Consider the following 21,664-nt stretch of genomic DNA (forward strand, 5'->3'; position numbering starts at 1 on the left):
TGGGAGCGGGTTTACCCGCGAAGAGGCCAGCAAGGGCAACATCAGACCTGACGGAATACCAGGGCCTTCAAGCCCCCCGCCGGGTCCACGTCAGGAAACTCCGGCGGGTTCTCCAGCCGCTCGACGAATTTCAGCGACGGCGCCTGCTCCGCCATCCCCTCGATCAGAAACTCTGGCCCGATGCCCGGGTCGTTCACGCATGCCAGCACCGTCCCGCCCTCACTCAACAACTCCGGCAAGCGCCGCAGGATCTTCGCGTAATCCTGGGTCAGCACAAAGCTGCCGCGCTGGAAGGTCGGCGGGTCGATGATGATCAGGTCATAAGGCCCGTACTTGCGCACCTTGCCCCACGACTTGAACAGCTCGTGCCCCAGGTACGCCACCCGCGACGCATCGTGGCTATTGAGGCGGTGGTTGTCGCGGCCCCGGGACAACGCCGACTTGGCCATGTCCAGGTTCACCACCTGCTCGGCGCCACCGGCAATCGCCGCCACCGAGAAACCGCAGGTGTAGGCGAACAGGTTCAGCACGCGCTTGCCCGCCGCCTGCTCGCGCACCCAGCGCCGACCATAGCGCATGTCGAGGAAAAGGCCATTGTTCTGCCGCACGCCCAGATCCAGCAGGTAGGTCAGCCCATCCTCGACCACCTCGCGCTGCTGGCACGGTTCGCCCAGCAGCCACTGGCCCGGGCTGTCGGGCAGGTAGCGATGCTGGAGAAGGATGGCTTGACCAGTCCACTGTGGACGCTCGGCGAGCGTGAGCAGCATGGATTCCAGTTCGGCCAGCTGGCCTTCCGCCGGCTCGCGGAACAGAGCGACCGATAGCACGCCTTGCAGCCAGTCCACGGTGACCTGCTCCAGGCCCGCCCAGCAGCGGCCGCGGCCGTGGAACAGGCGGCGGGTTTCCTGCGGGGCAGGGTCGAGGGCGGCGAGCAGGTGTTGCTCCAGAGTCTGGATCGGCGAAGTCATCATGGGTCGCAAGCTGGCAAAAGCGGCATTCTACCTTGCGGGCCCTTTCGCGGGTAAACCCGCTCCCACAGGTGCTGCACACGGTTCGGGCCTGTGATGATCCTGTGGGAGCGGGTTTACCCGCGAAAGGGCCCGCAAGACCATCTCATTACTCGGCCACAACCCGCGCTGGCCGGAACCACCACCCCTGCTGCATCCCCGCCGCCGCCAGCAGGATCAACGCCACCCCCAGCCACTGCAAGAGTGCCAGTCGGTGCCCGAACGCCACCCAGTCCACCAGAATCGCCGCAATCGGGTAGATGAACGACAGTGCCCCGGTCAGCGCCGTGGGCAAGCGCTGGATGGCGCTGTACAGCAACACATACATCAACCCGGTGTGCACCATGCCCAAGGTCACTAGGCTGGCCAGCGCCGGCACTTCACCCGGCAACCCGCCAAGCTTGACCCACGGCGCCAGCAACAGCACACCCGTGGCCACCTGGATCAGCGCGATCAGGTGCGGTGGCGTGCCACTCAGGCGCTTGATGATCAACGCCGCGATGGCATACAGGAAGGCCGCCCCCAGCGCCAGCGCAATGCCCAGCAAATAGTCCTCACCGCCACCCTGCCCCGCGCCATGGGCACTGACAATGGCCAGCATGCCGAGGAACGCCACGCTCAGCCAGGTAACTTTGGCCAGGGTGATCTTCTCGCCCAGGAACACCGCCGCCAGCCCCACCAACATGAACGGCTGTACGTTGTACACCGCCGTGCCGATGGCAATCGACGCCCGCGAGTAGGAGGCGAACAGCAGCACCCAGTTGCCGACAATGGCCACACCGCTGGCAATCGCCAGCAGGAACGCCGTGCGGCTGATCACGCCCGGCCGCAGGAAGCCGAACCCCGCGCAGATCGCCAGCAAGGTCACGGCACCGAACACGCAGCGCCAGAACACCACTTCGAGCACCGGCTGGCCTGACACCAGCACGAACCAGCCGATGGTCCCGGAAATCAGCATGGCGGCAACCATTTCCAGCGAGCCACGACGCAATGAACTGTCCATCTCAAACCTCCTGTTGACGATGGCAACAGTATGCAAAGGTTGCTGCCCGGCCTTCCAGCGCATAACGAAGGAAGATTGGCCAGTTTGCCTTTACTATCAAGGCAAATCACGCGAATAACCTGATTGAGGTGACCATGACCGATGCCATCGACCAACTGCTGATCAACGCGCTGATGGAAGACTCGCGCCGCTCGCTCAAGGCCCTGGCGCAAATCAGCGGGCTGTCTTCACCCAGCGTCAGCGAACGCCTTCGCCGGCTGGAGGAACGCGGCGTGTTGCGCGGCTACACCGTAGAGGTCGACCCGCGTGCCTTTGGCTACCAGCTGCAGGCCATCGTGCGCATCCGCCCGCTACCCGGGAAGCTGCAGGAGGTGGAACGGCAGATCATCGCCATTCCCGAATTCACCGAGTGCGACAAGGTAATCGGCGAAGACTGCTTCATTGCCCGCCTGCATGTTCGCTCGATGGAGCAACTGGACACCCTGCTCGACCGCCTCTATACGGTGGCCGAAACCAATACGGCGATCATCAAGAAGACACCGGTCAAGCGGCGGTTGCCGCCGATGGATTGAATCTGCCTGTGCGGGCCTCTTCGCGGGTAAACCCGCTTCCACAGGATTTCGACCGACCTGAATGCTACGGGGTACTTGTAGGAGCGGGTTCACCCGCGAAGAGGCCAGCACAGAAAAAAGCTGACTAATTTTTGTACACAAGAATGTCACCTTAAGTGCCATTTTTGTGTGCACTTTCCAAGATTGCGCCCCAATAGGTTACACACTTCCCACAAATTATTCTGACCAAACGATCAACTAAGTTACCTTCGCGAAATTTAAATCTGTTCATTTGGTCAACTTATACTCTCTTCATTTCATGAAGTTACAACTCAAAAATATAAGTTCAAAATGATGGCCAACTAAAGTTTGCTTTTTCCTTGGCATGGAACTCGCTTTTGTGTGTTCGTGTTTTGTATACAAACTAAGCAAAACATAAATACACAAGAACCCGCGACGCCGACCCAACATCGGCCGCCGCGCCCCAAACCCTGAGATGCCAACGCTGCACCGACGAGATGGCGAGCCCGTGCGCATGCCCGCTCATCGCAGTCCACGTGCATCAGGAGCCCGCCGGAATGAGTACCAGCTTCGACCTTGCCCCTGAACTATCCGTCGCCAGCACCCACCCCGCGTCCACTCTCGCCGGCAGCCAGCCGGAACTTGCCCTGAGCCCGCGCCTGCATAACCGCGACCTCGCTCCGACGCGCATCGAAGGCCGCCGCTGGGGCGGCTACAGCATCTTTGCGCTGTGGACCAACGATGTGCACAACATTGCCAACTACTCGTTCGCCATGGGCTTGTTCGCCCTCGGCCTGGGTGGCTGGCAGATCCTGCTGTCGCTGGCCATCGGCGCGGCGCTGGTGTACTTCTTCATGAACCTGTCCGGCTACATGGGGCAGAAGACCGGCGTACCATTCCCGGTCATCAGCCGCATCGCCTTCGGCATCCATGGTGCGCAGATTCCGGCGCTGATTCGTGCGGTCATCGCCATCGCCTGGTTCGGCATCCAGACCTACCTGGCTTCGGTGGTGCTGCGCGTGCTGCTCACCGCTGTATGGCCGCAAATGGCAGCCTACGACCACGACAGCATCCTCGGCCTGTCGAGCCTGGGCTGGGTGTGCTTCGTGTCGATCTGGCTGGTACAGCTGGTGATCCTGGCCTATGGCATGGAGATGGTGCGCCGCTACGAGGCCTTTGCCGGCCCGGTGATCCTGCTGACCGTCGCCGCCCTGGCGGTGTTCATGTACTTCAAGGCCGACGCCCGCATCGCCTGGTCGGTTGCCGAACCGCTGACCGGCTACGAGATGTGGCGCAACATATTTGCCGGCGGCGCGCTGTGGCTGGCGATCTACGGCACCCTGGTGCTGAACTTCTGTGACTTCGCCCGCTCCTCGCCATGCCGCAAGACCATCCGCGTCGGCAACTTCTGGGGCCTGCCGGTGAACATCCTGGTATTCGCCGTGATCACCGTGGTGCTGTGCGGCGCGCAGTTCCAGATCAACGGCCAGATCATCGACAGCCCTACCCAGATCGTCGCCGCCATCCCCAGCACAGCGTACCTGGTACTGGGCTGCCTGGCCTTCCTGATCGTCACCGTGGCGGTGAACATCATGGCCAACTTCGTCGCCCCGGCCTTCGTCCTCAGCAACCTGGCACCGCGTCACCTGAACTTCCGCCGCGCCGGGCTGATCAGCGCCACCCTGGCAGTGCTGATCCTGCCGTGGAACCTGTACAACAGCCCGCTGGTGATCGTGTATTTCCTGTCCGGCCTGGGTGCCCTGCTCGGCCCGCTGTACGGGGTGATCATGTCCGACTACTGGTTGCTGCGCAAAGGCTGCATCAACGTGCCGCAGCTTTACAGCGAAGACCCGGCCGGCGCCTACCACTACACCAAGGGCATCAACCTGCGCGCGGTGGCCGCCTTCGTGCCGGCCGCACTGCTGGCCATCGTCCTGGCCCTGGTGCCCAACTTCCATGGCGTGGCGCCGTTCTCCTGGCTGATCGGTGCCGGCATCGCCGCCGCCCTGTACCTGCTGATCGCCCCACGCAAACGCCAATACCACGACGTCAGCGGCGAATGCATCGCCGTTGACCACAGCAGCCATTGACCAGGGAGGACTACCCATGCGCATTCTGATCGCCAACGTCAACACCACAGAAGCCATCACCGAAGCCATTGCCGAACAGGCCCGTGCGGTGGCAGCGCCCGGCACGGAAATCATCGGCCTCACCCCATGGTTCGGTGCCGAGTCGGTGGAAGGCAACTTCGAAAGCTACCTGGCCGCCATCGCGGTGATGGACCGGGTGCTGGCCTACGAAGGCCCTTATGATGCCGTGATACAGGCGGGTTACGGCGAACATGGCCGCGAAGGCTTGCAGGAACTGCTGAACGTGCCGGTGGTGGACATCACCGATGCAGCCGCCAGCACGGCGATGTACCTGGGCCATGCCTACTCGGTGGTGACCACCCTGGACCGCACCGTGCCGCTGATCGAAGACCGCCTGAAGCTCTCCGGCCTGTATGACCGCTGCGCATCGGTGCGGGCCAGCGGGCTGGCGGTGCTGGAGCTTGAAGCCGACCCACAGCGCGCCGTGGAGGCGATTGTCGAGCAGGCGGAACGCGCGGTGGCTGACGACAAGGCCGAGGTGATCTGCCTGGGTTGCGGCGGCATGGCCGGGCTGGACGAGCAGATCCGCCAGCGCACCGGCGTGCCGGTGGTCGACGGCGTGAGCGCGGCGGTAACCATGGCCGAATCGCTGGTGCGCATGGGCTTGAGTACCTCCAAGGTCCGTACCTATGCCACGCCACGGGTGAAGAAAGTGGTGGGTTGGCCGATGCGGTTCGGGCGTTAGGAGTCTTTCGCCTGTCCTGGCCTCTTCGCGGGTAAACCCGCTCCCACAGGGACCGCATTGCTCTCAAGGCCTGCGCAGTACTTGTGGGAGCGGGTTTACCCGCGAAGAGGCCGGTCCTGTCGAAGCATCATTCTGGTCAACCGCTGTGTACACAACTTCATCGTCACTCTGTACAGGCTTCCCGGCAGAACAGTACCAGCGGATCAGGTCGGGCAGCTATGCGCACCATCATTCAGGCCCTGACGCACATTGCGGCTGAGCAGGCTGGCCTTGCCGTCGTGCCAGGTCAGGGTCAGGACGTAGAGGGTGTCGAAGTCGTCGCCGCTCCAGTCCTCGGTGATCACCCGCTTTTCACCGAGGGCCTTGCCAGCCACGGCATTGATCAGGTCAGGGAGGTAGCCATGCGACCAGGCGGTGTACACGGTCGCGTTACGGTACTTGTCGCGCAGCAGCTCTTCGGCCAGCGCGTCGGTGTCGTTGGCGCCATAGTCGATGTTTACCGGCAGGCCCAGGCGAATGGCGCTGGGGGTGATGGTCATCAGCGGGCGAATGTAGCTGTAGCTTTGGTCCTTGCTGCCTTCCTCGACATGCCGCGAGGGGTTGGCAGCGAACACGTAGTCGGCCTTGCCAAAGCGCTCGGGCAGCACGGTAGCCAGGTCCAACGCACGGTTGAGGCCCTGGCAGTTCAACTGGCCCAGCCCCTCGCCCGGCTTCTCGGCGTGGCGCAGGAACACAAGGGTCTGGGTGCCATCCACCGGTTGCGCCCGGCTTTCGACAACTTCCAGCGCCAGCGGTACGGCTATGGTTGCAAGCGTCAGGCTCAGCAACCAGTGACGACGACGGAAGAATGTTGGCAACTTCATCAAAACAGGCCCATGTGGCAGAAAGAATCGGGTAGACCCGCCACATCACCCCGCCAACAGCACCGCGGGGCATCCTTGTAGTGAATGCCGTCCTTGGCAACGAGTCAGGGTGAGAGTGCCCTGAACCCGTTTGGTTCCTCCCTGGAGGTGGATGCCGTTCCCTAGGCAAGGCTTAGATTAGAGGATGGGTGTTGCTGAAATGTGTCCGTTCGTTACTCGTTGCTCTCGCTGATTACCGTTACGGTGGCCCGGCTGCTTGTTCCATAGAGACAGAGTCGAGAATGGTTACATCAAATACCTGCTCGATAACCTGCTTTGGGCCTTGATTCAGACTCCAGGTGAAGAACACCAGAAAGCCCAGCAAAAACACGAAGAGAATCGAGCCCACGAGACTTTGTGCCAAACCCAACCAAAATCCTGGCTTGGCCTGCCTGACTTCGCTGCTTGCTTTATCGAAATAGTACTGTTCAAGCTCCACTGCTTGCGCCGCGATCGAGGCATCAAGAAAGCCCTGAGCAAGCTGGCTGGCCTGATTGCGGTAGCTCTCGATCTGCGAGGGGCTGTTGCTGACATCATGGAAAGGGGCCAAGTCTTCATCCTTCGGCTCCCGGTCATGCTTTATCTTGAAAGCCTGGATAAACTCGATTTTCTGCCTCTTGTACAACGAATAGGCAATGATACCGAGTGTATCTTGCTCATTCTCCACAAGCACCGAGTATATGTGGTTGTAACAGCCATCGGCCATATGGCTCTTACCCTTTGCGCAGGCGGGAATACGCAGCCTCGAATGCTGCCTTCAGTTCCGAACGGGTCTTTCGGGAGTTGGTAACCACACTCGCCAGTTCGCGTGGTAACGAGATTTCCATTCGCGCGCCTGATGCCACCAACAGCGCGTTCGCTTTGCGTACCACCCGTGAGGAAAAATGCGATTTCATGGATAGGCTACCCTCTTCACTCAGTGAGTCTGCAAGGTTAGCCATACCCGGGCGGCACCTCAATCAGACACTGGCCGACAGCGCGTGTAGTCCTTTTCCTCAATCCTCCCGTGTCAGCACTTCCAGCAATTCGATCTCGAAGGTCAAATCCGAATTCGGCGGAATCGCCCCCACGCTGCGTTCGCCATAGCCCAGGTGCGCCGGTACCAGCAACTTGCGCTTGCCGCCAACGCGCATACCCATCAGGCCTTGATCCCACCCCTTGATTACCCGACCAGTGCCGATCACGCACTGGAACGGCTTGCCGCGCGACCAGGACGAGTCGAACTCGCTGCCGTCGGCCAGCCAGCCGGTGTACTGGGTGGTGATCAGGGCGCCTTTGACGGCGGCTTTGCCATCCCCCTCCACAAGGTCGATGATCTGCAGTTCTTGGCTCATGGGGCATACTCCAACGCTGGAAACAAAGCCGCCCTTTTCTCAGGAATGCACCGGTTTGGCAAGTTCGCGTGGCGTTTCGTGCTGGCGCATCGATCACAGCACGCCGCCTGAATCAGCCGAGCTGCTCGAAGGCTTCCTGGCCAGTCAGTTCCTTGGTCTGGTTGGCGAAGCAATACCAGGCGGGTTTCTGTTCGACGAAGATCTGCAAGTCGAAATGCCATTCCTGGTCGCCGTCGAGCAGGCCGACCGGCACGGCGTGGAAGTCATTGGCCTTGAGCCGGTAGTACAGGTGCGTGCCGCACTGGCCGCAGAAGCCGCGCTGGGCCCAATCGGAAGACTCATAAACGCTGGGTGCGCGCCCTTCGATCACCGGTGGCTGGCTACAATGCACCACCAGCAATGGGCCGCCGGTCCATTTGCGGCACATGCTGCAGTGGCAGGCGCTGATATCGGTATTGTCGACGGTGACCTTGAGCCGGGTGGCGCCGCACAGGCAGGTGCCGTGTTTTTCCAGGGTCATGGCTGGCTCCTTCAGCGGAAGATGGGCCAGCAAGTATAGATGCCTGTACCGGCCTCATCGCCGGCACAGGCAGCACAAGACAGTTGCCCGAGGTCAGATGTACACCGTACCGCGCAGGTACAACGCCGCCCGCCCGCTGATGATCACCCGGCCATTACCCGGCACTTCGCACTGCAGCTGCCCTTTGCGCCCCCCACCCTGCTCGCAGCTCAGCACGCTCCTACCCAGCCGCTCTGCCCATATCGGCGCCAGCGAGGTGTGCGCCGAGCCAGTCACCGGGTCTTCGTTCACGCCGACCCGTGGGCCGAACCAGCGGGTGACGAAATCAAAGCCACGGCCTGCTGCGGTAACGGCGATACCGCGCACATCGAAAGCCGACAGGGCAACGAAATCCGGCTTCAGGGTGTCGAGCAACAGGGCGTCATCGATCACCACCACATAGTCGTCACTGCGGTACAGCGCCTGTGCCTGGCCAAGGCCCAGCGCCTGCAACAGGCCCGGCAGCATGTCCACGGCGACCGGCTGCTTGGCCGGGAAGTCCATGGCCAGCAGCCCGTCGGCGTTACGGCTGACCCGCAGCTCGCCACTGCGGGTGTTGAAACGCAGCACCTGCACCTGCTCGCCCAGCTGTTCGAACAGCACATAGGCCGAGGCCAGGGTGGCATGGCCGCACAGGTCGACTTCCACGGTCGGGGTGAACCAGCGCAGGTCGAAGGTTTCGCCGTTGCGCACGAAGTAGGCGGTTTCCGACAGGTTGTTCTCTTCGGCAATGCGCTGCAGCACGTCGTCCGGCAGCCAGCTTTGCAGCGGGATCACTGCCGCCGGGTTGCCCCCGAACGGTTCGGCGGAAAACGCATCGACCTGGAAGATTTCAAGTTGCATGCACACACTCCTTGTTGCCCGATCGCTGCCAGGCAGATGTATGAAAATGGTTACTGGCGTACCGGGGTCAACACGGCTTCGCCGGCAAAGAACGCCTGCAGGTTGCGCAGCACCAGGGTCACCGTGTCGCGCGCCGCCTCCGGCGACTGGCCGGCCACGTGGGGGGTGAGCACGGTGTTGCCAAGGGCCTTGAGGGCATCGGGTACAGCCGGCTCGTCGTCGAACACATCCAGTGCCGCACCAGCCAGTTGGCCATGCTGCAGCGCGGCCACCAGGGCCTGGGTGTCGACCACGCTGGCACGGGCGATGTTCACCAGGTAGCTCTCGGCCCCCAGGGCCTCGAGCACCTGCGCATCGACCAGATGGCGAGTATTGGCACCGCCGGGGGTGGCCACAACCAGGATGTCGACGGCATCGGCCAGGTGCTGCGGGCTGTCGTACCAGGTGTACGGCACATCCTGGCGCGGCGTGCGGCTGTGGTAGCTGACGGGCATGGCGAAGCCCAGATGGGCGCGCCTGGCGATGGCCAGGCCCACCGCACCAAGGCCGAGAATGCCCAGGCGCTTGCCACTCACCGAGGGGCTGATCACCCGGTTCCATTCGCCCCGGCGGATACTGGCATCGGCGCGGGGAATGTCGCGCAACAGCGCCAGCAGCAGGGCGAGGGTGTGGTCGGCGACTGCCTCGGCATTGGCCCCGGCGCCGTTGGTAACCGTGATGCCGCGCGCAGCGGCGGCGGCCAGGTCGACCTGCTCGTAGCCGGCACCGATCACGCAGATGATCTGCAGTTTGGACAGCGTGTGGATTTCGCTGGCAGTCAGGCCCAGCGGGCCGCGGGTGAGCACGGCATCGATTTCATGGCCATGGCGCTGGATGGCCTGGGCCCGCAGTTGCGGCGAAGGGGCGCGGATCAAACGGTAGCCGGCCTGCTCCAGCATGGGCAGGTAATCATCGACGGTTTCCACCAGCACCAGGACTGTCTTGTGCATGCCACCTCCGGGTCAGTTCGAGGCGACATTATGCGGAGTCACCGGCCAGTACAGTCAACCGAAATAAAGAAGTGAAACTGCACTGTTCTGCTCTGCTCTGCTCTGCTCTTGATCTTGATCTTGATCTTGATCTTGATCTTGATCTTGATCTTGATCTTGATCTTGATCTTGATCTTGATCTTCGCGACTTCAGGAGGCCGAGCAGAGGTCTTGCGGAGGGAGGTGACGGGCATGGATGCCCGTCAAGCGCTGAGGCCCCATGGATGGGGCCTGCAGCGCGTACTCCCGGGAGCAAGACCGGCGCGAGGGAACCCCGGAGCGCAGCGCAGGGGCCGGATGATGGGAGCGCAGCGTTTTTTGGTTACTTTTTGCCGCGTTTGGCAAAAAGTGACTCGCCGTAAGGGCGAAAAGGTGAGTATGCGTCGCCATCGTAAAAGGACTATGCGCGATATCAAGACCAGTACTTTTCCGCTCTTCGCTCTTCGCTCTTCCCTCTTCGCTCTTCGCTCTTCGCTCTTCCCTCTTCGCTCTTCGCTCTTCGCTCTTCCCTCTTCGCTCTTCGCTCTTCGCTCTTCGCTTTCAAGCGTGGGCATCAACAACAAGGTCAACATTCATTTTCGAAGGTGGCGCTTATTCACCTTTCCGCCCTTACGGCGGGTCACTTTTTGTCAAACGCGACAAAAAGTAACCAAAAAACGCTGGCTCCTATCATCCGGCCCCTACGCTGCGCTCCGGGGTCCCCTCGCTACGGGCCTGCTCCCGGGAGTACGCGCTGCAGGCCCCATCCATGGGGCCTCAGCGCTTGACGGGCATCCATGCCCGTCACCTCCCTCCGCAGTCCCTTCGCTCGGCCTCCTGAAGTCGCAATCGGCGGCGCCTGGACTACCGCGCGCTTAAAAGCAACGGCAACGGCAACGTTGCAATTATTGGGCGAACGCACGCCCCAGACCACCCGGCACACCGCTGCTGTCAGTCTCCTGCCACGGTCCATCCGGGCTCAGCGACCAGCTCCAGCCGTTGTTGAAGCGGTAGTAGGTCCGCTGGCGGTAGAAGGTATTGGGCTTCTTCTCCAGCACATACACACCCAGCTTAGGGTCCCAATGGCTTGCCCCGCCAGGCGGCGGCGCGAAGCTGGCCGAGGTGCGAGGCATCGGCTTGGGCGTGGCCGCAGGCTTGCTCGGCGCGGGGGCCGGCTGCCTGTCCGGCAAGGGCTTGACCGCCGGCCCCGGCGGCGGCAGGCGCTCGATCGGTGGTTCGGGCTGCTCGTACGGCTCATGCACCGTACACGCAGACAAACCCAGGGCCAGGGTGATCAGGGTCAGGCGGACGATGCTGTGCATGGCATTGCTCTCTTACGGGTCGGGGCTGTCGATGGTCAGGTGCTGGATGGCCTGGGTGGCGCTGGGCAATGGCGTGCCCTGGCCAATCCACTCGCCATGGGTTGGCTGGCCAGCGCGTGATACACGTGCAACGAGTTGGACTTCGGCAAAGTCCGACAGTTTCATCTGTGGCATCATGGCGTCAGCATCGGACAATTCCACCTCGATCGGCAACTGCGCCACGGTCACCCGCTTGGCCGCCAGCGGCATGGGTGGGCCATTGCTGGCGCGGGCGAAGATGAATACCGTGTCGTCCGCCTTGACCTTGTCCTTCAACGCCGCAGCCAGTTCCACGCGCACCTTCAAGCGAGCCGCCACGGGCGCCGCAGACTGCCCCGGCGAACCACCCAGGCGCTCGGCGGCGCGGTCGATGCCGCCCTGCAGCGCCGCACGCGAGGTATCACCTTCCGGCAGCTGCGCCAGCAGGCGCTTCCAGTAATCGATGGCTTCCTGGTAACGCTCGCCCTCGAAGGCAGCGATACCACGCAGGCCCAGGCTGGTCACTTCGTTGGGGTCGGCTTTCAGCGCCTCGTCAGTCAGTGCCTGCAGCTGCGGGCTCCATTTCTTGTCGGCAGCGAAGTACAGCGCCTGTGCCCACTGCCCGAGCAATTCGGGCTGGCGACCGGCCAGGGCCACGGCGCGCTCGAAGGTATGCGCGGCATCGGCGGGGCGCTGCTCGGCCATGTAGGCTCGGCCCAGGAAGTACACGGCCTCGGCCGAATCCGGCTGGGCCTGCACCACCCGCTCCAGGCGGGCAGTCATTTCTTCCATCGATTTGGGCGCTTCGGCAAACTCCTGGGTCAGCTCAACCTTGTCGGCCGCGCCGAAATGCAGGTACAGCCCCAATGCCAGCAGCGGCACCAGCAGCGCCGCCAGCAACGGCAGGGCCTTGCCCAGGTGCCCCTGGCGCGGGGCCTCGGCACCTTCGGTATCCGCCAGCAGCTCACGGGCGGCCTCGTCACGGCCCTTGGCCATCTGCGGCTCGTCGAGCACGCCAGCGGCCTGCTGGGCAACCAGTTCGGCGACGCGCTCCTGGTACAGTGCCACGTTCAGGGCGGTGCGGTCTTCTTCCTGCTGGCGGCCACGGCCACGCAGGATCGGGATCAGCAGGAAGCTGAGGGCAGCGAGCAGCAGCAGGCCCGCGCTAAGCCAGAATTCAATCATGGGTCTGTTCTTTTTCCAGCAATTTGGCGAGACGCTCGCGTTCTTCGGCGGACAACTCATTGGCGCCCTGCACGGCCGCACTGCGGCGCCGGCGCACGATCAGCGCCAGCACCACGAAACCACCGGCAAGCAAAATCCCCGGGCCAAACCACAGCAGCCAGGTACGCCCGCTGAGCGCCGGCTTGTAGCGCACGAAGTCGCCATAGCGGTCGACCATGAAGTCGACGATCTGCTGGTTGCTCTTGCCCTCGCCGAGCATGCGGAAGATTTCCCGACGCAGGTCGGCGGCAATCGGCGCGTTGGAGTCGGCGATGTCCTGGTTCTGGCACTTGGGGCAGCGCAGCTCCTTGGTCAGCTGCTGGTACCGCTCACGCTCGGCATCATCACGGAACTGGTAGGTGTCGATGGCCGCCTTGGCCACGCCTGCCAGGGTCAACCCCATGAAGAGCCCCAGCACGGCAGCTGCCAGCCCCCGCTTCATGGCTTGGCCTCGTCGACCAGGCCCTGGTACAGCGGCGCCAGCTGCTCACGCCAGACCGTGGCATCGACCACGCCCACGTGCTTGTAGCGGATGATGCCCTTGGCATCGATCAGGAAGGTTTCCGGCGCGCCGTACACGCCCAGGTCCAGGCCCAGGCTGCCCTGCTCGTCACGAATGTCCAGCTGATACGGGTTGTGGAACTCGGCCAGCCACTTCAGGGCCGCCGCGTTGTCGTCCTTGTAGTTGACGCCGTGGATCACCACGCCCTGCTGGGCCAGCTGGTTCAGGTACGGGTGCTCTACCTTGCACGACGGGCACCAGGTGGCCCACACGTTGACCAGTGCCGGGCGGCCCCGCAAGTCGGCCTCGGTCAGGGTACGGTCGCCCTGGGTCGAGGCCAGGGAAAACGCCGGGAACGGCTTGCCGATCATTGCCGAGGGCAGCTCGTCGGGCTTGAGGAACAGCCCTTTGTAGAGGAACACCGCCACCAGCAGGAATACCGCCAGGGGGACTACCATGATCCAACGCTTCATGCAGCTGCTCCAGACACGCCCAGGGCATCACGCACCCGGGTCTTGACCTTGACGCGATAGCGCCGGTCGAGGGCCGCCAGCAACCCGCCCAGGCCTGTCAGCAGACCGCCCAGCCAGATCCAGCGGACGTAAGGCTTGATATGCACGCGTACCGCCCAGGCACCGTTCTCCAGCGGCTCGCCGAGGGCGACGTACAGGTCGCGGGTAAAACCGGCGTCGATGCCGGCTTCGGTCATCATCGACTGCTGCACGGTGTACAGGCGTTTCTCCGGGTGCAGGGTGGTCACTTCACGGCCATCGCGGCTGACCACCACGGTGCCCTTGTCGGAGATGAAATTCGGCCCTTCGAAATGCCGGGCACCCTGGAACAGGAAGTGGTAACCGCCCAGTTCCACGCTCTCGCCCGGCGCCATGCGCAGGTCGCGTTCGGCGCTGTTGTTGCTCGACAGCACCACGCCCAGCGCGCACACCGCCAGGCCCAGGTGCGCCAGCTGCATGCCCCAGTAGCTGCGACCCAGCCCGGGCAGGCCCTTGAGCAGGCCTTTGTGGCGGGTCTTGTCGAGAATGTCGCGCAGCCCGCCAAGCACCACCCAGGCGGCCAGGGCGAAGGCGGTCAGGGTCGGCCAGTCGAAGTCGTCGACGATAAAGCCCGCCACCGGCGCGAGGATGGCGCTGCCGAGCAGCACCGGGGTCATCATGCTGGCCAGCCATTTGCCGGGGGTGTCTTTCCAGCGCACCACCACGCCCACGCCCAGCACCACCATCAGCAGTGCCATCAGCGGCAGGAACAAGGCGTCGAAATACGGTGGGCCAACCGACAGCTTGGCCCCGGTCAGCGCATCGAGCACCAGCGGGTACAGGGTACCGAGCAGAATCATCGAGGCCGCCACTACCAGCACCAGGTTGTTGGCCAGCAGCAACGTCTCGCGCGACCACAGGGCAAAGCCGACCTGGCTCTTGACCACCGGTGCGCGCAGGGCGAACAGGGTGAGCGACCCACCGACCACGAACAGCAGGAAGATCAGGATGAAAATGCCCCGCGACGGGTCGGCGGCAAACGCGTGCACCGAGGTCAGCACACCGGAACGCACCAGGAAGGTACCCAGCAGGCTCAGCGAGAACGCGGCAATCGCCAGCAGCACGGTCCAGCTCTTGAACACCCCGCGCTTCTCGGTCACCGCCAGCGAGTGGATCAGCGCCGTACCCACCAGCCAGGGCATGAACGAGGCGTTTTCCACCGGGTCCCAGAACCACCAGCCACCCCAGCCCAGCTCATAGTAGGCCCACCACGAACCCAGGGTAATGCCAACCCCGAGGAAGGCCCAGGCAACGATGGTCCAGGGCCGCGACCAGCGCGCCCAGGCGGCGTCCAGGCGGCCACCGAGCAAGGCGGCGATGGCGAAGGCGAAGGCCACGGAGAACCCGACGTAGCCCATGTACAGCATCGGCGGGTGGACGATCAGGCCAAAGTCCTGCAACAGCGGGTTGAGGTCGCGGCCATCGGTCGGCACCTGCGGCAGCAGGCGCTGGAACGGGTTGGAGGTGATGATCAGGAAGCTCAGGAAGCCCACGCTGATCATGCCCATTACCGCCAGCACGCGGGCCAGCATCACCTGCGGCAACTGCCGCGAGAACACCGATACGGCGAAGGTCCAGCCGCCGAGGATCAGCGCCCACAGCAGCAGCGAACCTTCGTGGGCGCCCCACACGGCACTGAACTTGTAGTACCAGGGCAAGGCGCTGTTGGAGTTGCTGGCCACATAGGCGACCGAGAAATTGTCGGTCATGAAGGCATGGGTCAGGCAGGCGAAGGCAAAGGCCAGGAAGGCGAACTGGCCCCAGGCCGCCGGCCGCGCCAGGCTCATCCACAGGCTGTCGCCACGCCAGGCGCCCAGCAGCGGCACGCTGGCCTGCACGGCGGCAAAGCAGATGGCCAGGATCATCGCCAGCTGGCCGAGTTCGGGGATCACCAGCGCCGCGTTCATGGCCTGGCCTCCCCGCCGGTGGCGGCCTGGCCGCTTTCCTTCAGGGCCTTGGTGACCTCGGGCGGCATGTACTTCTCGTCGTGCTTGGCCAGTACTTCATCGGCCACCACCACGCCATCGGCGTTGAGCTTGCCGAGGGCGACGATGCCCTGCCCTTCGCGGAACAGGTCGGGGAGGATGCCACGGTAGGTGATCGGCACCGACTTGTTGAAGTCGGTGACCACGAAGCGCACGTCCAGCGAATCGGACGAACGCTGCACCGAACCTTTCTCGACCATGCCGCCGGCGCGGATGCGGGTGTCCAGCGGCGCTTCGCCGTTGGCGATCTGGGTCGGGGTGTAGAACAGGTTGATGTTCTGCTGCAATGCGCTCAAGGCAAAGCCGACGGCAACCCCGACGCCGACCAGCAGGCCGACGATGAGCAACAGGCGTTTCTTGCGCTGCGGATTCACTGGTTGTTCTCCCGGCGCAAACGGCGCGCCTCATCTTGCAGGTAGCGACGGCGGGCCAGCACGGGCGCGGCGACATTCAGCGCCAGCACTGCCAGGCAGATGCCATAGGCCGTCCACACGTACAGGCCATGGTGGCCCATGGCGAGAAAGTCACCGAAAGTGGCGAAACTCATTGTGCGGCCCTCCGCCCCAGGCTGTTCAATACTTCGTCCTTGACCCAACTGGCGCGCGCTTCGCGCTTGAGCACTTCAAGGCGCATGCGCAGCAACAGCACCGCGCCAAAGAAGCAGTAGAAGCCCAGCGCCGTGCACAGCAGCGGCAACCACATTTCTGCGGGCATCGCCGGCTTTTCGGTGAGGGTGAAAGTGGCGCCCTGGTGCAGGGTGTTCCACCACTCCACCGAGTACTTGATGATCGGGATGTTCACCACGCCGACGATCGCCAGTACCGCACAGGCCTTGGCTGCACTGTCACGATTACTGATTGCCTGGCCCAGCGCAATAATGCCGAAGTACAGGAACAACAGGATGAGCATGGACGTCAGTCGGGCATCCCAGACCCACCAGCTTCCCCAGGTGGGCTTGCCCCAGATGGCCCCGGTGACCAGCGCCACCGCGGTCATCCAGGCGCCGATGGGGGCGGCGCATTGCAAGGCGACGTCGGCCAGTTTCATCTTCCATACCAGCCCCACCACCCCGGCCACTGCCAGCAGCACGTAGCAGGACTGCGCCAGCATCGCCGCCGGCACGTGGATGTAGATGATGCGGAAGCTGTTGCCTTGCTGGTAGTCCTGGGGGGCGAAGGCCAGGCCCCAGGTGATGCCGACCAGCAGCAGGAGCACGGCAGCGCCGGCAAGCCACGGCAGCATGCGGCCGCTGATGGCATAGAACCATTTGGGGGAGCCCAGCTTGTGGAACCACGTCCAGCTTATTTTCATCAGGGTACATCCAGGGTATTGGCCGGGCTTGAAAGCCCGGGACTCGTTATTCGCCGACGCTGATCTTCAGGCCGGCCGCTATCGCAAAGGGTGCCAGGGTCACGGCCAAGGCCGTCAGGCTGGCGAGCCAGAGCAGGTGGCCGGTTGCCGGCATATTCTGCAACGCCGCTTGCAACGCACCACTGCCCAGGATCAATACAGGGATATACAACGGCAGAATCAGCAATGCCAGCAGCAAACCGCCGCGTTTCAGACCGACTGTCAGCGCCGCGCCCACCGCCCCCAGCAGGCTCAGCACCGGCGTGCCCAGCAGCAGGGAACCGAGCAGCACCGGCAGGCAATGGCTCGGCAGCCCCAGCATCAGTGCCAGCAGCGGCGCCAACAATACCAGCGCCAGCCCGGAAAAGATCCAGTGCGCCAGCACCTTGGCCAGCACCAGCAGCGCCAACGGGTGCGGCGACAGCACCCACTGTTCCAGCGAGCCGTCCTCGAAATCGCTGCGGAACAGGCCGTCCAGCGACAACAGCACCGCCAGCAGTGCCGCCACCCAGACCAGGCCTGGCGACAAGGTTTGCAACAATTGGCTTTCCGGGCCGACTGCCAGCGGGAACAGTGCAACCACTATGGCGAAGAACACCAACGGGTTGGCCAGCTCGGCCGGGCGGCGGAACAGCAGGCGCGCTTCGCGGCGCAACAACAGGATGAATACGCTCATGCCGCCCATTGCCCCAGGTTCAGTTCACGGTAACCGGAGGGCTTGCGTTCCAGCGTGTGGTGGGTGGTCAGCACTACCGTGCCGCCCTGCTCGCAGTGGGCCGCCAGGTGCGCCTCGAGCTGCGCCACGCCCTGCTTGTCGAGGGCGGTGAAGGGTTCGTCGAGGATCCACAGCGGCGGGCTGGCCAGGTACAGCCGGGCCAGGGCCACGCGGCGCTGCTGGCCGGCAGACAGGGTGTGGCAGGGCACGTCTTCGAAACCACGCAGGCCGACGGCCGCCAGTGCCGCCCAGATCGCCTCGCGGCTGGCCGGCTGGTGCAGGGCGCACAGCCAGGTGAGGTTCTCCTCGGCGGTGAGCAGGTCCTTGATGCCCGCTGCATGGCCGATCCACAACAGGATGCTGGCCAGGGCGTGGCGCTGTTCGGCCAGTGGCTTGCCGCCCAGCAGGATCTGCCCGGCCGTCGGCTGCATCAGGCCGGCCAGCAAGCGCAGCAGGCTGGTCTTGCCGCTGCCGTTGGGGCCGCTGATCTGCAGCATGTCGCCGGGCCGCAGCTCGAAAGCGAGGTGCTCGAACAGCAGGCGCCAGTCGCGCTCGCAGGCCAGGCCCGCGGCTTGGAGGTGAAGGGTCACGGTTTCGCCTTATCTTTGTAGGGCTAGAGGTCGGCGTCGCCTGCTTCGCGGGTAAACCCGCTCCCACAGGTTCAACGCAGGGTTTGAAAGCTGCGCAAACCCTTGTAGGAGCGGGTTCACCCGCGAAGCAGGCGACGCCAACCTCTAGCCCTGTATCTCAAGTCGCCCCCTCGCTGCCGTTATACTGGCAACGACGGACGGCCGGCATTATTACACGCGCCGCCGCGCTGCCAAGAGGGCGGGTTCGACAGGTTGTATACAATCATGACTGAAATCAATAGTCTCGCCGCACAATCCCTCGCGGCGAGCATGCCCGGTGTACTGTCTCCCGGCCAATAAATACATACCTCCAGATCTGTCGCCCCGGGCTCGACCATGCCAACTCCTTCACATGGCAGGTCCAAGACATGACAACTCATTTGCACCCATCAGCGGCCCAACACACGCGCAAATACCTCACCCTGATTCCTCGTCCAGATCGAGTCGCCGCCGAAAAAATAAGGCAGTGGTACAAGACTCAGGAAACCGATCTCGATCCCGACACCACATTGGCAGTTACCTTGCACTACAAGCCCAACCCCGAGGGGGGCTGGCTAGCCCAAGTGGTTGAGCAAATTCCGCTCAGTCAGGCCCTGTTGTCCAAATGGCAAGATCAATCCAATAGCGTGGAGAACATTTCACTTGCCCCCCTTCTCCGCCCCACGGCCCTAGTCGCCCTTGACCTCATAGGCCTTTTCAAGGAATGGAGCCTTACGCAGGAAAGCTGGTCTCAGGCCTTTTCCGATGGTCACGTGCATATCGTCGATCGACTCCCCCCAGGCGGCCTCTTTGGCGAGATCGAAGACCATTTGGTGTATCAAGGGCTCTTCCGGAAGACCGAGCCCATGCAATACAACCGCCAGACGCAGATCATCACCGACACGCAAGCGTTTCAACAATTCATCTGGAATTTGAGCTTTCATGACGAGTTCATCACCCAATTGAACGACTATTGGCTGCACCAATTTGACGATTTCGCCATGCTGGCACGCGTAAACTTCATCGCCGCCTGCAACAAGCAGGTCGAGGAAGGTAGCCTGAGCCAAGCGGGGTGCGAGCTGGCCTGGCGCTCGGCCGGTATCGCCAACGAGGATGACTCGCAAACCGCGCATGACGGCCAGGTTGAGGCACGCATGCTCAACTTCTATGGCTATGTCGCTACGGATATTCCTTGCCTCACTGATCGGGCCTCAGGCCTGACCCTGCTCTATATACCTGGCAACTCTTCGCCAGTGCATGAGTTTGCCAACCAGGGCGCAATGAAAATCTGGTTGGTAGAGCAGTGCAAGGATGCCGAAAAGTGCAAGGCGTTGATGGCGCATTTCCGTCTCGAAGACCTGCAAAGCGGGCTTAGCTACTCAGGGTTGCAAGCCACGCTCGAAGGGTTGGGCAATTACCAGGGCACGCGCTACCTGTACATTGACAATCTGATCGTGCCAGCGCGCGGCTGGTCCCCCCAGTACATCAACTATAAGGTCGAGACCTACAGCCCGGTGATAGCGGGCAGCCTGTTCGACCATATCGCCTTGCGGCACAAACAGCGCAGCTACGAAGATGCACAGTTTTTGATCACCAGCAATAGCGACCTCATCAAGGCCAAATGGCGAGGTTATCTCAACCTTACGCTGACTCTGCTCGCGCCCCTGTCGCTTCTGGTGCCCGGGCTGGGATGGCTGGTTGCTGTTGGTGGCATCGCGCAGTTCGGCGTTGGGCTTGATGAAGTGATCAATGGCAGGAACCTGCAAGAGAAACTGGATGGCGTCACCAACATTGCATTCGGTGCACTGTGTGCCGCGCCGCTGCTCGGAGAGCTGAGAGCCGGCAGCCAACAACTGTTCCGGGCACAATACGACGGTTTTGTTGCCCCTCGCAGGATAAATGGCCAGATCGGCTACCCGCTCAGCCCAACCCGGCCACCAAGACCCCGCTGGGGTGGTAGAAACTTTCAGGCGTACTTCGAGCAGCCGGTGCCGGTCGAACCGCTCCCCCCTCATGCAGGCGAAACAGTAATCCGCCGGCAAACCACCCATGCGGGCATGGACACGCTGATAGATGTGCATAATCCGGAAACAGACTTTGTCTACGACCTGAATGCCGACGCGTTTGTCAGGTCAAGCGATGTGGGTGAAGCTGCACCCACCCGCTTCATCGCCGAGAACGCTAGGTTGCGCACATACCAACCGGCATTCAACGGCCCTCGCAACGTTAGCAACGCCATGCGCGAAAGCACGCTGCGCAGTCTCGGTATAGAACTCCCGCTCCCCGTCGAAGTGCCGAGGGTCACCCACGTAAATCAGCTGCCTATCCCCAAGAGAGTGATCCATCTATGGCCCAGCGGTGATCCCATCTCGCCGGCGTCGCTCGCGCATATCAGCCGCAATTCCAGGCTGCTCAACGAGAGCGGCTTTGCTCATGTTCTTTACCTGTCCAACGCAAACTATGACGCCTTCGTCATGAATAGCCGCGCCTTGGCCCGCGTCGCTCCCGACCTGCAGGTATTGCCCCTCGAACACCAAGGTTTCTACCGCGAAATGGGGTACTCCAAGCGCTATTACGATGCCGCCATGGAGGGACCGGAGCGCGGGTCCTCACACATAACCGCAGCCAATGACATATTGAAATACCATGCGCTCTATCACGAAGGCGGCTTGTACATGGATATCAACAATGACCTGCTGGCACCGTCTGATCATCCTGCGGCGGCAGGTATCGTCAATGCCCACGCACCCAGCGACTGGATCGGCAATGTGCCGTTGGAGGCATCGCCCGAGGGCCTATTGCTCGAGCAGCCGAGCTCCAACCCATTCAGAGGCGCGCATCAGCAATACAATACCAGCGTAATTGGCAGCCATCCCCGCAACCCGTCCTTGCGCAGGGTCATAGACGAAATGGAACGTCGGCTGGACACCCGCCCAGGATTCTTCAGCCAGAAACAGAACTGGCCGGCCCAAGGAGCCCGGGGCGCCAAGTACGCCACCTATGCCAAGGCGCTGAGTAACTTGACCGGTATTGAAATGTTCAATCACGTCGTTGACCGGGCCTTGCCTGCTTATCGGCAAATGAAACAGATATACAAGCTGCTCAGCTGCCCGCTGCTGGAGACACCTACGCTGCTGGGCGCGGACCTGAGGCCAGTGTCTGATGAAGAGCTGCAAGCCAGCCTCCAGTCACTGTTCCGCGTGAACCGAGTTGTGCGAGTGAACAACGGGTTCGCCTGGAGGAACCTGAATCACTGAGACAACGCTGGACGTGTGCCGGCCTGGGGCTCATAGCTCCAGGCCGGCACGCTTTCCGGGCTCCCGCCTC

Annotated in this window: 23 protein-coding genes; 4 read left to right on the forward strand and 19 right to left on the reverse strand. The window is 62.8% G+C overall.

Annotation, left to right across the window (positions count from 1 at the left end; all coding sequences use genetic code 11):
- Positions 1-41: 41 nt before the first annotated feature.
- Positions 42-968, reverse strand: coding sequence for a class I SAM-dependent methyltransferase (locus QN085_RS18120; protein WP_031324626.1), 927 nt, complete (start codon positions 966-968; stop codon positions 42-44).
- Positions 969-1,116: 148 nt separating this feature from the next.
- The gene (locus QN085_RS18125; protein WP_023661016.1) at positions 1,117-2,010 is read right to left on the reverse strand and encodes a DMT family transporter; all 894 of its coding nucleotides are present in this window, start codon (positions 2,008-2,010) and stop codon (positions 1,117-1,119) included.
- A gap of 134 nt (positions 2,011-2,144) precedes the next feature.
- On the opposite strand from QN085_RS18125, the gene QN085_RS18130 reads away from it, so the two are divergent.
- The 3 genes from QN085_RS18130 (at position 2,145) to QN085_RS18140 (ending at position 5,417) form a co-directional block, all read left to right on the forward strand.
- Entirely contained in the window at positions 2,145-2,582 is a 438-nt protein-coding gene (locus QN085_RS18130; protein ID WP_003260363.1) for an Lrp/AsnC family transcriptional regulator, read from the forward strand.
- A gap of 557 nt (positions 2,583-3,139) precedes the next feature.
- Positions 3,140-4,672, forward strand: coding sequence for an NCS1 family nucleobase:cation symporter-1 (locus tag QN085_RS18135; protein ID WP_013973549.1), 1,533 nt, complete (start codon positions 3,140-3,142; stop codon positions 4,670-4,672).
- A 16-nt stretch (positions 4,673-4,688) separates the two neighbouring features.
- A complete protein-coding gene (locus tag QN085_RS18140) occupies positions 4,689-5,417 on the forward strand; it encodes an aspartate/glutamate racemase family protein (protein ID WP_013973550.1) in 729 nt (242 codons plus the stop codon).
- Between the two features lie 203 nt (positions 5,418-5,620).
- On the opposite strand, the gene QN085_RS18145 is transcribed toward QN085_RS18140, so the two are convergent.
- From QN085_RS18145 to ccmA, 17 genes are all read right to left on the reverse strand, one after another.
- Positions 5,621-6,280 (reverse strand): hypothetical protein, encoded by a 660-nt coding sequence (locus tag QN085_RS18145; RefSeq protein WP_013973551.1) that lies wholly within the window; start codon positions 6,278-6,280, stop codon positions 5,621-5,623.
- Positions 6,281-6,518: 238 nt separating this feature from the next.
- Complete coding sequence (locus QN085_RS18150) at positions 6,519-7,025, reverse strand: hypothetical protein (RefSeq protein WP_023661660.1); 507 nt, start codon at positions 7,023-7,025, stop codon at positions 6,519-6,521.
- Between the two features lie 289 nt (positions 7,026-7,314).
- On the reverse strand, positions 7,315-7,653 hold the full coding sequence (locus QN085_RS18155) for an FKBP-type peptidyl-prolyl cis-trans isomerase (RefSeq protein WP_013973553.1): 339 nt from the start codon (positions 7,651-7,653) through the stop codon (positions 7,315-7,317).
- Positions 7,654-7,765: 112 nt separating this feature from the next.
- The gene (locus QN085_RS18160; protein WP_024087448.1) at positions 7,766-8,173 is read right to left on the reverse strand and encodes a GFA family protein; all 408 of its coding nucleotides are present in this window, start codon (positions 8,171-8,173) and stop codon (positions 7,766-7,768) included.
- 93 nt (positions 8,174-8,266) lie between these two features.
- Positions 8,267-9,055, reverse strand: a complete 789-nt coding sequence (locus QN085_RS18165; protein ID WP_023661667.1) for a PhzF family phenazine biosynthesis protein — start codon at positions 9,053-9,055, stop codon at positions 8,267-8,269.
- A 50-nt stretch (positions 9,056-9,105) separates the two neighbouring features.
- Positions 9,106-10,044 (reverse strand): 2-hydroxyacid dehydrogenase, encoded by a 939-nt coding sequence (locus QN085_RS18170; protein ID WP_013973556.1) that lies wholly within the window; start codon positions 10,042-10,044, stop codon positions 9,106-9,108.
- A gap of 38 nt (positions 10,045-10,082) precedes the next feature.
- A complete protein-coding gene (locus tag QN085_RS18175; protein WP_285687689.1) occupies positions 10,083-10,277 on the reverse strand; it encodes a hypothetical protein in 195 nt (64 codons plus the stop codon).
- Between the two features lie 690 nt (positions 10,278-10,967).
- A complete protein-coding gene (locus tag QN085_RS18180; protein ID WP_013973557.1) occupies positions 10,968-11,384 on the reverse strand; it encodes a hypothetical protein in 417 nt (138 codons plus the stop codon).
- 12 nt (positions 11,385-11,396) lie between these two features.
- On the reverse strand, positions 11,397-12,587 hold the full coding sequence (gene ccmI, locus QN085_RS18185) for a c-type cytochrome biogenesis protein CcmI (RefSeq protein WP_196184176.1): 1,191 nt from the start codon (positions 12,585-12,587) through the stop codon (positions 11,397-11,399).
- On the reverse strand, positions 12,580-13,068 hold the full coding sequence (locus tag QN085_RS18190) for a cytochrome c-type biogenesis protein (RefSeq protein WP_023663392.1): 489 nt from the start codon (positions 13,066-13,068) through the stop codon (positions 12,580-12,582). Before QN085_RS18190 ends, ccmI begins: the two co-directional genes overlap by 8 nt.
- Positions 13,065-13,601, reverse strand: coding sequence for a DsbE family thiol:disulfide interchange protein (locus tag QN085_RS18195; protein WP_023663391.1), 537 nt, complete (start codon positions 13,599-13,601; stop codon positions 13,065-13,067). Before QN085_RS18195 ends, QN085_RS18190 begins: the two co-directional genes overlap by 4 nt.
- Positions 13,598-15,571 (reverse strand): heme lyase CcmF/NrfE family subunit, encoded by a 1,974-nt coding sequence (locus QN085_RS18200; protein ID WP_015271186.1) that lies wholly within the window; start codon positions 15,569-15,571, stop codon positions 13,598-13,600. Before QN085_RS18200 ends, QN085_RS18195 begins: the two co-directional genes overlap by 4 nt.
- Before the next feature lie 11 nt (positions 15,572-15,582).
- Positions 15,583-16,038 carry a cytochrome c maturation protein CcmE gene (gene ccmE, locus QN085_RS18205; RefSeq protein ID WP_015271187.1) on the reverse strand — a complete coding sequence of 152 codons (456 nt, stop codon included), beginning with the start codon at positions 16,036-16,038 and terminating at the stop codon, positions 15,583-15,585.
- On the reverse strand, positions 16,035-16,211 hold the full coding sequence (gene ccmD, locus QN085_RS18210) for a heme exporter protein CcmD (protein ID WP_013973562.1): 177 nt from the start codon (positions 16,209-16,211) through the stop codon (positions 16,035-16,037). The genes ccmE and ccmD overlap by 4 nt, the downstream gene beginning before the upstream one ends.
- On the reverse strand, positions 16,208-16,975 hold the full coding sequence (locus QN085_RS18215; protein WP_012273476.1) for a heme ABC transporter permease: 768 nt from the start codon (positions 16,973-16,975) through the stop codon (positions 16,208-16,210). Before QN085_RS18215 ends, ccmD begins: the two co-directional genes overlap by 4 nt.
- Positions 16,976-17,021: 46 nt before the next feature.
- Positions 17,022-17,699, reverse strand: a complete 678-nt coding sequence (gene ccmB / locus QN085_RS18220) for a heme exporter protein CcmB (RefSeq protein ID WP_013973563.1) — start codon at positions 17,697-17,699, stop codon at positions 17,022-17,024.
- The gene (gene ccmA / locus QN085_RS18225; RefSeq protein ID WP_013973564.1) at positions 17,687-18,319 is read right to left on the reverse strand and encodes a cytochrome c biogenesis heme-transporting ATPase CcmA; all 633 of its coding nucleotides are present in this window, start codon (positions 18,317-18,319) and stop codon (positions 17,687-17,689) included. The genes ccmB and ccmA overlap by 13 nt, the downstream gene beginning before the upstream one ends.
- A gap of 407 nt (positions 18,320-18,726) precedes the next feature.
- Between ccmA and QN085_RS18230 the strand changes: the two genes are divergently transcribed.
- Positions 18,727-21,594 (forward strand): dermonecrotic toxin domain-containing protein, encoded by a 2,868-nt coding sequence (locus QN085_RS18230; RefSeq protein ID WP_023662348.1) that lies wholly within the window; start codon positions 18,727-18,729, stop codon positions 21,592-21,594.
- Positions 21,595-21,664 lie beyond the last annotated feature (70 nt).

Source organism: Pseudomonas sp. M2(2023) (assembly GCF_030263955.1).
GTDB lineage: Bacteria > Pseudomonadota > Gammaproteobacteria > Pseudomonadales > Pseudomonadaceae > Aquipseudomonas > Aquipseudomonas asiatica.